Source organism: Microbacterium sp. KKR3/1 (genome assembly GCF_021272365.1).
In the GTDB taxonomy this organism is placed as follows: domain Bacteria; phylum Actinomycetota; class Actinomycetes; order Actinomycetales; family Microbacteriaceae; genus Microbacterium; species Microbacterium aurugineum.
In genome coordinates, this window is the sequence record NZ_JAJSDW010000001.1 from 886,160 (window position 1) to 900,261 (window position 14,102).

Below are 14,102 nucleotides of genomic sequence, written 5' to 3' on the forward strand. Positions count from 1 at the left end.
CCTCCTCCTCACCGAACGCTACTTCTTCTTCTTGCTCTGCGCACGACGCTGTTCACGGTTGCCGGCGGCCGGTGCGTCGCCGTCCGTGCGCTGCCCGAAAGCACCACGGGGTGCCTCCTCGGGCTCGGTCTGCGGAGCCTGCGCGCGCACGGCGGCCTGACGGACGCGATCCGTCGCGGCCTGCTGAACCTGGCCGCGGTCGTTGCGCACCTCGACCTCACCCGCATCGTTCGCGGCGGAGTACTCGAGACGCTGCTCGCCTCCGCCCGCGGCGAGGCCCTTGGCTTCGACCTCGGTGCTGTCCGAGTCGGCGGCACGGCGCACCTCGACCTCGAGGTTGTAGAGGTAGCCGACCGACTCCTCCTTGATCTGCCCCATCATCGACTGGAACATCGCGTACCCCTCACGCTGATACTCGATCAGCGGGTCGCGCTGCGCCATGGCTCGCAGGCCGATGCCGTCCTTGAGGTAGTCCATCTCGTAGAGGTGGTCCCGCCAGCGGCGATCGAGCACCTGCAGCACGACGCGTCGCTCGAGTTCGCGGGTCGCGGCCTCGCCCAGCGACTCCTCGCGGGCTTCGTAGGCGATCTTCGCGTCGGAGAGCAACTCGCGTGTGAGGCCTTCCGCGGTGATGCCGCCCTTGCGCCCTGCAGCCTCCGAGACGACCTCGTCGATGGTGACTCCGACCGGATAGAGCGTCTTGAGCTCCGTCCACAGAGCATCGAAGTCCCAGCTCTCGTTGTGGCCCTCGCCGGTGTGGTCGCGGACGACTCCGGCGATCGCGTCCTCGATGAAGTGCTGCACCCTGTCGGCGATGTCGTCGCCCTGCAGGATGTGACGGCGGTCGGCGTAGATCGCCTCGCGCTGACGGTTCAGGACGTCGTCGTACTTGAGCACGTTCTTGCGCATCTCGGCGTTGCGCGACTCGACCTGCGACTGCGCGCTGCGGATGGCGCGGGAGACGAGGCCGGACTCGATCGGCACGTCGTCCGGGAAGTTGGTGCGCGCCAGGATGGCCTCGGCCGCACCGGACTGGAACAGTCGCATCAGGTCATCGGTGAGGCTCAGGTAGAAGCGACTCTCACCGGGGTCACCCTGACGGCCCGAGCGACCGCGGAGCTGGTTGTCGATACGGCGCGACTCGTGACGCTCGGTGCCGAGCACGTAGAGCCCGCCGGCCTCGATGACCTTCTCGGCCTCCTCGGCCACGACGCTCTTCATCGCCTCGTAGGTCTCGTCCCAGGCGGTCTCGTACTCCTCGGGGGTATGGACCGGATCGAGGCCCTTGGCCTTGAGATCCTGCACCGCGAGGAACTCGGCGTTCCCGCCGAGCATGATGTCGGTGCCTCGACCTGCCATGTTCGTGGCGACGGTGACCGCTCCCAGGCGACCCGCGCGGGCGACGATCTCGGCCTCACGCGCGTGGTTCTTCGCGTTGAGGACCTCGTGCTTGATGCCCTTCTTCGCGAGCAGGCGGGACAGGTACTCGCTCTTCTCGACGCTGACGGTTCCGACCAGCACCGGCTGACCCTCGGCATGACGCTCGGCGATGTCCTCGACGACCTGCGCGAACTTGGCGGTCTCGTTCTTGTAGACGAGGTCCGACTGGTCCTTGCGGATCATGGGACGGTTCGTCGGGATCGGGATCACGCCGAGCTTGTACGTCGACATGAACTCAGCCGCTTCGGTCTCGGCGGTACCGGTCATGCCGGCGAGCTTGTCGTAGAGGCGGAAGTAGTTCTGCAGCGTGACGGTCGCGAGCGTCTGGTTCTCGGCCTTGACCGGCACGCCCTCCTTGGCCTCGATCGCCTGGTGGATGCCCTCGTTGTAGCGGCGTCCGACCAGGATGCGGCCGGTGTGCTCATCGACGATCATGACCTCGTCGTTCATGACGACGTAGTCGGTGTCCTTCTTGAACAGCGCCAGTGCCTTGATCGAGTTGTTCAGGAACGAGATCAGCGGAGTGTTCGCGGACTCGTACAGGTTGTCGATGCCGAGGTAGTCCTCGACCTTCTCGATCCCGGGCTCGAGCACGCCCACGGTGCGCTTCTTCTCGTCGACTTCGTAGTCCTCCCCCACCTCGAGGGTGCGGGCGATCTTCGCGAACTCGGCGAACCAGCGGTTGGCCTCGCCGGAGGACGGTCCGGAGATGATGAGCGGTGTACGGGCCTCGTCGATGAGGATCGAGTCGACCTCGTCGACGATCGCGAAGAAGTGCTCGCGCTGGACGAGGTCTTCCTTCCGCCACGCCATGTTGTCGCGCAGGTAGTCGAACCCGAATTCGTTGTTCGTGCCGTAGGTGATGTCTGCGGCGTACTGCTCACGGCGGATCGCCGGCGTCTGACCGGAGACGATGATGCCGGTGGTCATGCCCAGGGCACGGAACACGCGCCCCATGAGTTCCGCCTGATAGCTCGCGAGGAAGTCGTTGACGGTGATGACGTGGACGCCCTTGCCGGCGATCGCGTTCAGGTACGCGGGGAGGGTGGCGACGAGGGTCTTGCCCTCACCGGTCTTCATCTCCGCGATGTTCCCGAGGTGCAGCGCCGCGCCACCCATGATCTGCACGTCGTAGGCGCGCATACCGAGCGTGCGCTTGGCGGCTTCGCGCACCGCGGCGAACGCCTCAGGCATCAGCTGGTCAAGCGTCTCACCCTTCTCGTACCGCGCCCGCAGCTCCGTCGTCTCGTTGCGCAGTTCGTCGTCGGTGAGCTTGGAGATGTCCTCTTCCAGCGCTCCCACTGCTTTGACGACCTGATTCAGGCGGCGGATGACCCGCCCCTCGCCCGCACGCAGCAGCTTCTCAAGAGGATTGGCCACGGATGTCATCTCCCTGTCAGTGGGTAAATCGCCGGCCATCGGTGGACCCGACGCCAGGCATACTTCGCCATGTTACCGGGCCGTGACCTCCACGTCGCCTGCACGTCGCCGCACGGCGACACCGCGCGTCTCGGCGAGAGCATGCCCGGTAACCATATACTCGGTATCGCATTCGGCCCGATCACACGAGGAGACGACGATGTCCGTACGCCAGAGCATGCTCGCCATCCTCGCCCAGGGACCCTGCTACGGATACCAGCTCCGGCACGAGTTCGACCGACGCACCGGTTCGGTCTGGCCGTTGAACGTCGGCCAGATCTACAACACCCTCGAACGACTCGAACGGGACGGCCTCGTGCAGCGCGGCCACACCGATGAGCAGGGGCATGTGTACTGGCGGATCACCCGCGCCGGAGAGGCGGAGGTCGCACGGTGGCTCGCCTCCCCCCTCGCGCGTGCCAAGGGAGCCCGTGATGAGCTGGCGATCAAGCTCGCCGTCGCCGCGACCCTCCCCGGTGTCGACGCCGCGGCCACGATCCACGCCCAGCGCGCGGCATCCCTGGCGCATCTCGAGACGTTGCGGCAGGCCAGACGGACGAAGCGCGGTGAGGACGGCCCCGAGGGACTCGCCTGGTCACTGGTGGTCGACTCGATGATCTTCTCCGCCGAAGCCGAGGTGCGCTGGCTCGACCACGCTGCCGAGCGCCTCACCGGACACCCGCAGCACGCGATGGCGCTCGAACTCACGGAGGAGCGCCCCAAACGAGGACGCCCTGCGAAATCCGGCGCCGCGATGATCACCGAGACCGCGCCTGCAGCCTGAGCGAATCCTGTCGCGACGACCACAGGGCCGCTCGGCCGAACTTCCCCGTTCGCCCGGAGCGGATGCTCAGCCGGCTCATGCGCCGGGGAAACTAGGATCGACCCATGGCTGGTTTTTGGGGCAAGCGCAAACGCGAACAGGAAGAGCTCGCCGCTCGGGACGCCGATCTGGCTCGGCGTGCGGAGCAGGCCCTCGTCGGAGCGGATGAGCGGATCCGCACCACGGCCGACGAGCTCTCCTTCGCCGAGGCCGAACTCGGCGAAGGCCTGACCGCCGACCTGCGAACGGCACTCGCCGCGGTGCGCACCCATCTGCGCGAGGCGTTCCAGCTCCACCAGCTGAATCACGATGAGATCCCCGACACGGACGAAGAGCTGCGCACCCGCAATGCACGCATCCTGCAGCTGTGCGACTGGGCGCAGGACCTCCTCGACGAGAAGACCTCCGAGCTCGCGGAGTCCGTCTCCACGGTTCGACGCGCGCCCGAGATCATCGCACGAGTGCGCGCGGAGGCTGAGGCGCTCAGCGCCCGCATCCCGCAGACCAACGAGGCTGTCGCACGTCTCTCCGCACGCTACGCCGATTCCGCGATGCACCAGATCACGGCCAGCGCCGCCGAAGCGGAGCAGCTCATCAGCTTCGCGACCCACAGCGCCGACGTGTCGGAGCGCCGTCGAGCGGCGAAGCAGAACGAAGAGGCGAACGTCGCGCTCGAGACCGCGACCGAAGCGACCCGGCGAGCATCCGCGCTCCTCGACGCCGTCGAGGACTTCGAGATCGAAGCGTTGCGCGCCGAATCCACGCTCGCCGAAGTCGTGGCCGACTCCCGTAACGACCTCATCGCCGCACGCAACGCTCCCGCGGTACCGGCGGTGGCGTCAGCCGTCGCAGACCTCCAGGCCGCGCTCTCGGCGCTGACGCCGTCGGGACAACCCAACGATCCGTTCGCGGAGCTCTCCCGCTTGCGTGGCGCCAACTCCGCGCTGGACGACGCCATCGCGAAGGCACGCCACCGCGCCGAGAACCCGCTCCCGAGCATCGCCCAGGTGCAGCACGCGATCGACGACGCCGACCGGCAGCTGGGTGTGGCACGCGGCTTGATCGCCGGTCATCGCGGCTGGATCGGCGCGGACGCCCGCACACGCCTCGCCGAGGCGGAACGACTTCGTGTCGACCTCTCCGACCTCCTCCCGGCCGAAGAGACCCGCGAAGCCGCGCTCGTGCAGGCACGACGGGTCGCACACCTCGCCTCCGAGGCGCTGCAGCTCGCCCAGCGCGACATCGATTCGTCCCGCCCGCAGGACGAGGGCTGGGGCGGCGGCGGATGGGGAGGCGGCGGCGGACGACGCGGTGGCGGCGGTGACCTCGCATCCGGCATCCTCGGTGGACTCGTGATCGGCAGCCTGCTCGACGGCATCTTCGACTGACCCGAGCCCTCACTCCTCACGGACGTCGAAACGGCCCGGTCCCTTTCTCGGGGCCGGGCCGTTTCGCAACGTCGATCAGGAGGCGAGGGCCTCGGACGGCGGAGCCTGGGTGCTCAACGCGATCACTCCGTAGTCCCAGCCCTTGCGCCGGTAGACGACACTCGGGTGGTCGGTGCGGACGTCCACGAAGAGGAAGAAGTCGTGTCCGACCAGTTCCATCCGGTCGACGGCCTCTTCGACGGTCATCCACTCGGCGTCGAAGCTCTTCGTGCGGATGACGACGGGCGAGTACTCCTCCTCTTCCGTCTGCTGCACCGGCACGTTGCCGGTGGCGACGGCATGCAGGACATCCGCCGAGGCCGGCTGGACGTCGATGCCCGTGAGAGCTCCGCTCTCCTTCTCGAAGTGAGCGCCGCGCGGGTGCTGTCGTCCATCGACCCGCTTCTCCTTCGCGCGACGCAGCTGCTCGGACATCTTGTCCACCGCGAGATCGAGAGCGACGAACTTGTCTCCATCGGTCGCTTCGGCTCGGACGACCGGTCCCTTCCCGATCAGCGTGAGCTCGACGGTCTCATCGGGCACATGACCGTTGCGATACACGCGATGGGTGACCTTCACATCCAGCCGCTGCGCGCGAGACGCGAGCATCTGGATCTTGGCGATCTTCTCTTCGACAACGGTTCGGAAGCGATCGGTGATACCCACTCCGACGCCAACGATGCTTGTTTCCATTGCTGCCTCCTTGTCCCGGTCCTCCCGGCCAAGGGCGGACCGTGGTCGCCTTGTGTCCCCCCACCGTAGTCCGCCCGTCGACGGATGTCACGAGCTGGTTCTCCTGTGTCTCCGGTGGGTTGTCGATGAGGTTCATGCGAATCCGCCACGAAGCGGCGTGGCGGCGAGCGCGACGGCCGCGACGACTCGGAACCCGGCCACCGTGAGGGCGCGCGCTGCCTCGTCGAATGTCGCCCCGGTCGTGATCACGTCGTCGACGATGACCGCCTCGGCTCCCTCCCCTCGGTGCCGTGCACGCATCGCTCCGCGGACGTTCGTCTGGCGCGCGCGAGCGCCCAGCCCGCGCTGATCCGGGCGCGCTCCCTCGACGGCGAGCACGGCCTGCGGATCCGCGTGCGCACGGCGGACCAGCAGGTCCGGGACACGGTAGCCCCGACGTCGGAAAGCGGCCCGGCTCGTCGGAACGGGCACGATCCACGTCGCCGATGTCACCAGCGGGGTGAGGACGCTCGCCAGTGCCGCACCGAGTGGGCGCGCGATGAGCGTGTCCCCCTCCCCCTTGAGCCGCCGGATGCAGCGCGCCGCCACCCCGTCGAACTCCAGGGCGGACCAGACAGGCAGCCCCGCCGGTGTCACCGACTCCTGCGCCCGCGGCGCCAAGGCACTCCGACAGCCTGGGCACAGCAGGAGGCCGGGCTCACCGCAGCCCGCGCAGTTCGCGGCGAGCAGGAACGCGGCGAGCTCGGCGCCGATCCGAAGGAGACGGGATTCTTCCTGCATCCGACGATTCTGCGACTCCTGGCATCGGTCGCACCGCCGAGCCGCCGGCCTTCCTGCACAAGCCTCGTGCGGGACCGTGTCGTGCAGGAAGTGTCATTCACCTGCGCGGGTGGCGAGGACGGAGATCCCGGACGCGACTTCACGCCAGGCCGTCCCCGCATGTGCGAACAGCTGTCCGCCCGCACCGAGGATGCGCACTCCCGCGGTCGTCCGCGCACCGGCGGCGGAGATCGCATCGCCCGGAGCGGCCTCCGAGGTACCCGGTCCCCCGACCATCTGAGTGATGAGTTTCGGACTGCTCGGGTCCATCAGCACACCCAGCTGGTCGGCACCCAACCACACCAGGCCCGTCGCCGGCTCGGAGAGCTGGATCAGCTGCTTGGCATCGCTGAGCTCGATCGGAACACCCGCGGCGTCGCGGACGATGCCGGCCACGACCACCCAGTACTGCCTGCCGACCGTGATGACCGCGGCAACCCGACTGCCGTCCGCGGCGACCCGGAGGTCCGAGATCGCGGAAGCATTCGGCCAGGCGTTCCCCACCGTCTGCGGAACCACCTCAGCGTCCCAGGCGCGTAGGGCGGAAGGATCCCCTCGCGGCACCGACCAGGTGTACCCGTACGGGTCGAGCGAAGGATCGATGAGCCCGGTACGCGAATCCAGCTCGACGCGGCTGCCGTCGCGGACGAGGTAGACATGACCGTCTCCGAGTCGCGCCGCGACCTGGGACTCGTCCGCCGCCACATCGAGGGAGAGGATGGGTTGAGCGATCGCGGCGATCTCGGTGCTGATGCCGGGGAGCGGCGAGATCTCATCTCCCACGATCTTGCCGAAGACCCCGTCCTTCAGGACGAGCGTGCCGATCTCGGTCGAAGGTTCGATCACGTCGACCACGCCGGCATCGAGGTCGCGGCCGTCCACGGTGAACTGCACGCGCGTGACTGCGACCCCCGCGGCCCTCAGCGTCGCCTGCAACTGGGTGCGCATCCGCGCGAGCGTCGTCTCGTCGAGCGCGACCGCCGGGCGAGTGAGCGCGACTTCGGCCACCTGCCCGGTGATCGGAACCGCGTCCTGGGCCAGCTGGACGTCGGCGGGGAACGAGTTCTGCACGACGGGATCCAGCCAGGCGCTGGGCACACCGCCGATCAGTGCCCGCGTCACCGTCGTCGCGGGACTCTGGCGCCGGGGGAACCACCTCATGTCGGGGACGAGTCGCGACCAGCTGACGTCGAAGTACTGGAGCGGGTAGGCGTCGTACACCTTGTCGAACCGCGGGTCGTCGATCACGACCCCGTCCAGCGCTTCCGTGATGCGCCATTCGCCGTCGTCCATCCGCTCGAGGGCGAACGGCATGGTCGAGGCCCCGGGCGCATCCGCGTAGGCACCGGATTCGTCGACGCTCGCGACCAGGTCCAGCTCGACCTGCACCTCCGCCGTATCCGCCTCCTCGACCAGTTCTTCGGGGACCGTCGAGGTGAGGGTGCGGGATTCCGGGCCCGCGTCGACGGACACGCCGGACGCGGGTCGCCAGGTCCGCTGCAACGCCGGCGAAAGGAACTCGCGCGCTGTGGCCCAGTTGTCGGCGGTGGTGATGCCGGCCTCCAGGAAGCCCTCCACGATCCGCTCGGGGCCGGCCCCCTTGACCGGGCCCGAAGCGACCGGGAAGAAGTCGATGTCCTGCGAGGATTCGCCGAGCTTGAGGCCGACCGTCACGTCGCCGCTGGTCGGAAGCCCTGCACACGCCGGCAGCAGCAGCGCGGCGAGCGCCAGCGCCGCACCACGCAATCGTCTCTTCGATCGTGCGCGGATCATGGCCCCTCCCCCTCCTCGAACAGCTCGATGCGACTCTCGGCGAGCGAGATCGGCTGTGTCGCGTCGCCCAGCTCCGCCAACGGCTCCTGCGGCTCGACGGGGACCGGGCTCGGTCCGTCCAGCGTCCCCTCGTGCCGAGGAATGGTCAGCACGAAGTTCGTCCCGACACCGAGTTCCGACCAGACCGCCAGCGTTCCGCCGTGCAGGGTGGCGTCGCCGAGAGCGATCGACAGCCCGAGCCCCGTGCCGCCGATGGTGCGCTGTCGAGACGGATCCGCCCGCCAGAACCGGTCGAACACCCGCTCGGCGTCACCCGGCTCCATCCCGAGACCGAAGTCCCGGACGCCGGCGGCGACCGCGTGCTGGTTGCTGTCGACCGTAATGACGACCGGACGGCCCTCGCCGTGCTCGATCGCGTTGCCGATCAGATTGCGCAGCACCCGGCGCACCCGGCGCGGGTCCATGTCCACGGGCGAGTAGCCGCCCGGCGCCACCAAGCGCAATTCGGTGCCGTGGCCGTCCGCGAGCGGTCTCATCTGTTCGATGATGTCCTCGGCCAGGTGCGCGAGACTCGTGGCCTCGAGCTCGAGCTGCACCGATCCCGCATCGTAGCGACTGATCTCGAGCAGGTCGGAGAGCAGCGTCTCGAACCGCTGCACCTGCGCGTGCAGCAGTTCCGCTGCGCGCGCCGTGGTCGGCTCGAACTCCGCACGCTGGTCGTTCAGCATGTCCGCGGCGAGTCGGATAGTGGTCAGCGGTGTACGCAACTCGTGCGAGACATCGGAGACGAAGCGCTGCTGCACCATCGACAGCTCGCCGAGTTCCTTGATCTGCGCCTCGATGCTGTCGGCCATGGCGTTGAACGAACGCCCGAGGACGGCCAGCTCGTCCTCGCCGTGCACATCGATCCGCACCCCCAGATCGCCCGCGGCGAGTCGCGCACTCGTCTCGGCGGCCTGGACGATCGGTGTCGACACGGCTCGCAGGACGATCCAGGAGATCGCCGCCACGATCGCCACGAGCCCGATTCCGGCGATCCAGAGCGTCCGTTGCACGAACAGGAGCGTCTGATCGGCATCGCCCAGGTCATAGGCGAAGTAGATCTCGAACGGCCCCGCTTCCGGGACCTGGAGCTGCTGTCCCACGACGATCCCGGGGACCACGCCACCGTTCTCGACCGGGAGCGCGACGGACTGCCACTCCTGGCGGTCATCGAGTTCGACCACGCGCCTGCGCAGTTCCGGGCTCAACAGGCTTTCGTTCAGCCCGGCCTCGAACCCGTTCAACGGCGAGGTGTCGGCGCCCGTCTCGATTTTGTATCCCGCGAGCTGGTCGGTGCTCGACGTCCGTGCCAGCGTGTCCCTGATGCCGTCCCAGAGCGTGCTGAGCGCAGCCGGGTCGTCTCCCACCTCGGCCACATCGAGGATCCGCTGCGCCTGGTCGACCGCCCGGCGCGCGTCTTCGAGGGCGACGTTCTTCCGCGAGATGAAGAGGTCGTTCTGGATCGCGAGAGCCATCGTCACGCAGGTGATGAAGATCGCCAACGAGGTCGCGAGCAGCGTGATCGAGAGGGTGCGGAACCGGAGGGACCGTCTCCACAGGAGGCCGAGCATCGTCGGCCAGCCTCGCCAGTCGCGCAGGACGGCGACCGTCGTCGTGGTCGCTGTCGTCGCAGCCATCGTGCTCCTAGCCCACGCTCCCGGCACGGTAGCCCACACCGCGCACCGTCATCACGATCTTGGGGTTGTCCGGGTCGAGCTCGACCTTGGCGCGAAGACGCTGCACATGCACGTTCACGAGTCGCGTGTCGGCCTTGTAGTGGTAGCCCCACACCTGTTCCAGGAGCATCTCGCGGGAGAAGACCTGCTGCGGCTTCGAGGCGAGAGCGACGAGCAGCTGGAACTCCAAAGGCGTGAGTGCGATCGGTTCCGTCCCTCGACGCACCTCATGCGCGTCCACGTCGACGGTGAGGTCACCGACCCGCAGCTGTTCGCTGGTGGCCTGCGGCGTCGGACGGAGACGAGTACGGATCCGCGCCACGAGTTCCTTGGGGTTGAACGGCTTGACCATGTAGTCGTCCGCACCCACCTCGAGCCCACGGACGACGTCGGCGGTGTCGCTGCGTGCCGTGAGCATGATGATCGGCACCCCGGATTCGGCGCGGATGCGCGTGCAGATCTCGATCCCGTCCATCCCGGGGAGCATGAGGTCGAGCAGCACCAGATCGGGCCGCTGCGTGCGCCACTCCTCGACGGCTCGCGCTCCGTCCGCGCAGAAGACCGGCTCGAAACCCTCGGTGCGCAGCACGATTCCGATCATCTCGGCGAGTGCTGTGTCATCGTCGACCACGAGAATGCGTGAGGTCATAACTGTTACCTTATGGCACCCAGTCCCAGAGGCCCCAGGTCTGCGCACCACGTCGTGGATATGACACGATGGGACCGCACGATGGAGGGAGTGCCTTTTGAGTGGCCAGACATGGACGCCCGCCCCGAAGAAGGGGATCATCCCTCTTCATCCGCTGACATTCGGAATGCTGCTGGGGAAGGCCTTCGCGGCGCTCCGGCACAACCCGAAGGTGCTGTTCGGGTTCGCCGTCGTCATCCAGCTCGTCGTCGTGCTCGTCACCGCGGGCGTGATGGGGGTCGTGTTCTTCACGACGTTCTCCCGGTTGGAGACGGTCTCCCCCTCGTCACCGGACTTCGAGGCGGTGCTGGCCGGGACGGTCGGGATCAACCTCATCGCCGGAATCGCCGTGGGCCTCGCGACGATCGCGTTCACCGCGGTCATGCAGGGCGTCGTCGCCGCCGAGATCGGCTACGCAGCCGTCGGCGTGAAAGCCACGCTCCGGATGCTCTGGCGCAGGATGGCGCCGTCGTTCTGGCGGCTCGCCGGCTTCGCGTCGCTGACGGTGGCCGCGGTCTTCGGGCTCTTCGCGATCGTCGCGGCGATCATCGCCGCGTTCGTGGCGGGCGGCCTGGGTGGCAGTGCCGAGCTCATCGGCGTCGTCGTCCTCACGGTGATCCTCATCGTGCTCGCCGCCATCCCCCTGTTCGTGTGGCTGACGACGAAGCTGCTGCTGGTGCCGTCGATCCTCGTCCTCGAACGTGCACGCTTCCGCGACGCACTCGTCCGGTCCTGGCGCCTCACCCGGGGCCGCTTCTGGGTCGCCTTCGGGGTCGTGTTCCTCATCAACCTCATCATGGGCGTGGCGATGCAGGTCGTGAGCATCCCCTCGACGCTGCTGAGCACGCTCCTCACTCCCGTGATCGCGCCCACCGGCGCCGTGGAACCTGCGGCCGTCGTCGGTTTCGTCCTCGCGATCCTCGCGCCGCAGATCCTGATCCTCGTGATCCAGGCGATCGCGGCGGTGGTCCAGAGCACCGGTGCCGCACTCATCTACGTCGACTGCCGGATGCGGTACGAGGGCCTGGATCAGACACTCATCGCGTATGTGGAACGCCGGGACCTCGGCTGGACGGACGAGCAGCAGGGTGACCCGTTCCGGGTGGACCCCGCCCGTGCCGTCAGCTCCGCACCACCGCCCCGACAGGTTCCCGAGCACGTGCAGATGACCCAGGGCTACGCCTCTGCTCCGTACGGCACCGCACCGGGTGCTCCCTCCTCCCCCTACCCGGCAGCACAGCCCTACCCGGCAGCACAGCCCTACCCGGGACAGCCTTCACCCCCGCCCCCGGCGCAGCCCTCCGCACTCCCGGTGCCGACCCCATCGCCGGGGAGCACGGGATCGATGGGGGCCGCGCCGACAGGGTTCCCGCCCCCGCCTCCGCCCGCACCGACCGCACCGACCGCCCCGCGGGAGACCGGTTGGGCTGCGCCTGGCGGCGATGACACGGCATGATCCGACCGTTCGACGACCTGTTCGTCCCCGACGGCGACGAGGCGCGACGCTGGGCCGAGGAGGAACTCTCCAACCCGCGCTATGCCGACGCGAAGCCGACGTGGTTCGACCTCTTCGCCCGTGACGTGGGCCGTTTCCTCGCCGATCTGTTCAACGCCGACAACAGTGCGAATGTGGGGCCGGCCGCCCTCATCATCGTGATCACCCTCATCGTCGCCGCGTTGATCGCGGCCCTCATCATCTGGGGTCGGCCTCGAAGGTCCCGCACCGTCCGACGCGGCCGCGCGGATCTCCTGGGCGCGGCCGATGATCGCTCGGCGTCACAACTGCGCAGCGACGCCGAGCGCCGAGCACGCGAAGGCGATTGGAGCACGGCGACGATCCTCCGGTACCGCGCCATCGCCCGGAGCCTGCTGGAGCGGGATCTGATCGATCCCGCTCCCGGCGCCACCGCGCAGTCCATCGCGCGCGACGCGATCCGGGTGTTCGAGCAGGAGGCGGAGGCGATGCGCCGCGCGGCCACCGCGTTCGACGACGTCCGCTACCTCGGGCACGCCGCGACGGAGCAGACCTATCGAGAGCTCGCCGCGACCGACGCACGACTGCTGTCGCTTCGCCCCGAGGAGGTGCCGGCGTGAGCATGACCGCTCAAACCCCGTCGGTCCCGTCGACCGCCGAGCACCGACCGCGCAAGACGAAGGCGATCGTGGGCTGGCTGATCGTGGTGGCGCTCCTGCTGATCGTCGCTTTCGTCGCGCTCCGTGTCAGTGTGACACCGCCGGGAGCACGGGGAGCGCTCGATCCGGAGGGCCGGGACGACGCGGGCGCGCTCGCCCTCGCCGAGATCCTTCGTGACCAAGGAGTCGACGTCGACGTCGAGCGTTCCCGGACGGCCGCGCGCGCGGCGATCGGCGACGACACGACCCTCGTGATGGCGAATCCGTACACGTTGACGGACGACGCCTTGGAGACGCTGATGGAACCGGCGGACCGCATCGTGTTCCTCTCCGCCGGCACCCATCTCCTGAGCGCACTCGACATCGGTGGGAACGCCCCGGGGACGCTTCCTGCGGTGTCCGCCGAGTGCGATGTCGCCGAGTTCGCCCGAGTGGGGACGATCCGCGCGGACAGACTCTTCTCCCCCACGAGTGGGGTGGTGCCCTGCTTCGGCGATGCGAACGGTGCCGCGGTGCTCGTGGACGACCGCACGGACGACCGCCGCATCGTCGTGGAGGGCTCGAGGCTCTTCGGAAACGCCTCCCTCGCGGAGAACGGCAACGCCGCGCTGGCCCTCGCCCTACTCGGGCAGACGGACCACGTCGTCTGGTACGTCCCGAGTTTCGCGGACTCCGACATCGAGGGCGAGTCGATCGACACGCTCGGAACCTTGACACCGCCCTGGGTCACGCCGGTGATCCTCCTGCTGCTCCTCACGGGGATCGCCGCAGCCGTCTGGCGCGGTCAGCGCTTCGGCCCGCTGGTGGCCGAGACCCTGCCCGTGACCGTCCGCGCCTCCGAGACGATGCACGGACGCGCGCGTCTGACGGCCAGAGCCGCGGACTCGGCGCACGCCGCGGAAGCACTCCGCGACGGCGCCCAGCGCCGACTCGCACGACGACTCGGGCTCGCCGCACACGCCGGCGCGGACGAGGTCGCCGACGCGGCCTCCGACCGGCTTCGGATCCCGCGCGGCACCCTGCAAGCCCTGCTCGCCGGGCCCCTGCCCACCGACGACACAGCCCTGATCGATCTCGCACGACGACTCGATGACCTCGAGGCCGCAGTGGAGTCGAGCACGCACAGTGCGAGGCACGACGAATGATCGAACGAGCCGACCCTTCCATCC

11 protein-coding genes are annotated in these 14,102 nt (G+C 68.6%); 5 read left to right on the top strand and 6 right to left on the bottom strand.

What is annotated here, in order from left to right; genetic code table 11:
• Positions 1-18: 18 nt before the first annotated feature.
• Positions 19-2,820, bottom strand: a complete 2,802-nt coding sequence (gene secA / locus LVJ59_RS04340) for a preprotein translocase subunit SecA (RefSeq protein ID WP_232762128.1) — start codon at positions 2,818-2,820, stop codon at positions 19-21.
• A 199-nt stretch (positions 2,821-3,019) separates the two neighbouring features.
• Here secA and LVJ59_RS04345 point away from each other — a divergent pair, with 199 nt between their 5' ends.
• Both LVJ59_RS04345 and LVJ59_RS04350 read left to right on the top strand, forming a co-directional pair.
• On the top strand, positions 3,020-3,643 hold the full coding sequence (locus tag LVJ59_RS04345; protein ID WP_232762129.1) for a PadR family transcriptional regulator: 624 nt from the start codon (positions 3,020-3,022) through the stop codon (positions 3,641-3,643).
• 104 nt (positions 3,644-3,747) lie between these two features.
• On the top strand, positions 3,748-5,070 hold the full coding sequence (locus LVJ59_RS04350) for a hypothetical protein (RefSeq protein ID WP_232762130.1): 1,323 nt from the start codon (positions 3,748-3,750) through the stop codon (positions 5,068-5,070).
• Between the two features lie 75 nt (positions 5,071-5,145).
• Here the strand turns inward: LVJ59_RS04350 and hpf are convergent, their stop codons facing one another.
• From hpf to mtrA, 5 genes are all read right to left on the bottom strand, one after another.
• Positions 5,146-5,802: a ribosome hibernation-promoting factor, HPF/YfiA family gene (hpf, locus tag LVJ59_RS04355; protein WP_047524410.1), complete on the bottom strand. Its 657-nt coding sequence runs from the start codon at positions 5,800-5,802 to the stop codon at positions 5,146-5,148.
• Positions 5,803-5,934: 132 nt separating this feature from the next.
• The gene (locus LVJ59_RS04360) at positions 5,935-6,582 is read right to left on the bottom strand and encodes a ComF family protein (protein WP_232762131.1); all 648 of its coding nucleotides are present in this window, start codon (positions 6,580-6,582) and stop codon (positions 5,935-5,937) included.
• A gap of 93 nt (positions 6,583-6,675) precedes the next feature.
• The gene (locus LVJ59_RS04365) at positions 6,676-8,394 is read right to left on the bottom strand and encodes an LpqB family beta-propeller domain-containing protein (RefSeq protein ID WP_232762132.1); all 1,719 of its coding nucleotides are present in this window, start codon (positions 8,392-8,394) and stop codon (positions 6,676-6,678) included.
• Positions 8,391-10,073 carry an MtrAB system histidine kinase MtrB gene (mtrB, locus tag LVJ59_RS04370; RefSeq protein ID WP_232762133.1) on the bottom strand — a complete coding sequence of 561 codons (1,683 nt, stop codon included), beginning with the start codon at positions 10,071-10,073 and terminating at the stop codon, positions 8,391-8,393. Before mtrB ends, LVJ59_RS04365 begins: the two co-directional genes overlap by 4 nt.
• A 7-nt stretch (positions 10,074-10,080) precedes the next feature.
• A complete protein-coding gene (gene mtrA / locus LVJ59_RS04375) occupies positions 10,081-10,761 on the bottom strand; it encodes an MtrAB system response regulator MtrA (protein ID WP_131492213.1) in 681 nt (226 codons plus the stop codon).
• Between the two features lie 97 nt (positions 10,762-10,858).
• On the opposite strand from mtrA, the gene LVJ59_RS04380 reads away from it, so the two are divergent.
• From LVJ59_RS04380 to LVJ59_RS04390, 3 genes are read left to right on the top strand one after another with little or no spacing between them, the layout of a single operon-like run.
• The gene (locus LVJ59_RS04380; RefSeq protein WP_232762134.1) at positions 10,859-12,256 is read left to right on the top strand and encodes a hypothetical protein; all 1,398 of its coding nucleotides are present in this window, start codon (positions 10,859-10,861) and stop codon (positions 12,254-12,256) included.
• Positions 12,253-12,894: a DUF4129 domain-containing protein gene (locus LVJ59_RS04385; RefSeq protein ID WP_232762135.1), complete on the top strand. Its 642-nt coding sequence runs from the start codon at positions 12,253-12,255 to the stop codon at positions 12,892-12,894. The genes LVJ59_RS04380 and LVJ59_RS04385 overlap by 4 nt, the downstream gene beginning before the upstream one ends.
• A gap of 2 nt (positions 12,895-12,896) precedes the next feature.
• A complete protein-coding gene (locus LVJ59_RS04390; protein ID WP_232762136.1) occupies positions 12,897-14,078 on the top strand; it encodes a DUF4350 domain-containing protein in 1,182 nt (393 codons plus the stop codon).
• The last annotated feature ends 24 nt before the right edge of the window (positions 14,079-14,102 follow it).

Coding starts and splice junctions, on each gene's coding strand:
- LVJ59_RS04345 (WP_232762129.1), top strand. CDS start 3,020: ATGTCCGTACGCCAGAGCATGCTCGCCATCCTCGCCCAGGGACCCTGC.
- LVJ59_RS04350 (WP_232762130.1), top strand. CDS start 3,748: ATGGCTGGTTTTTGGGGCAAGCGCAAACGCGAACAGGAAGAGCTCGCC.
- hpf (WP_047524410.1), bottom strand. CDS start 5,802: ATGGAAACAAGCATCGTTGGCGTCGGAGTGGGTATCACCGATCGCTTC.
- LVJ59_RS04360 (WP_232762131.1), bottom strand. CDS start 6,582: ATGCAGGAAGAATCCCGTCTCCTTCGGATCGGCGCCGAGCTCGCCGCG.
- LVJ59_RS04365 (WP_232762132.1), bottom strand. CDS start 8,394: ATGATCCGCGCACGATCGAAGAGACGATTGCGTGGTGCGGCGCTGGCG.
- mtrB (WP_232762133.1), bottom strand. CDS start 10,073: ATGGCTGCGACGACAGCGACCACGACGACGGTCGCCGTCCTGCGCGAC.
- mtrA (WP_131492213.1), bottom strand. CDS start 10,761: ATGACCTCACGCATTCTCGTGGTCGACGATGACACAGCACTCGCCGAG.
- LVJ59_RS04385 (WP_232762135.1), top strand. CDS start 12,253: ATGATCCGACCGTTCGACGACCTGTTCGTCCCCGACGGCGACGAGGCG.
- LVJ59_RS04390 (WP_232762136.1), top strand. CDS start 12,897: ATGACCGCTCAAACCCCGTCGGTCCCGTCGACCGCCGAGCACCGACCG.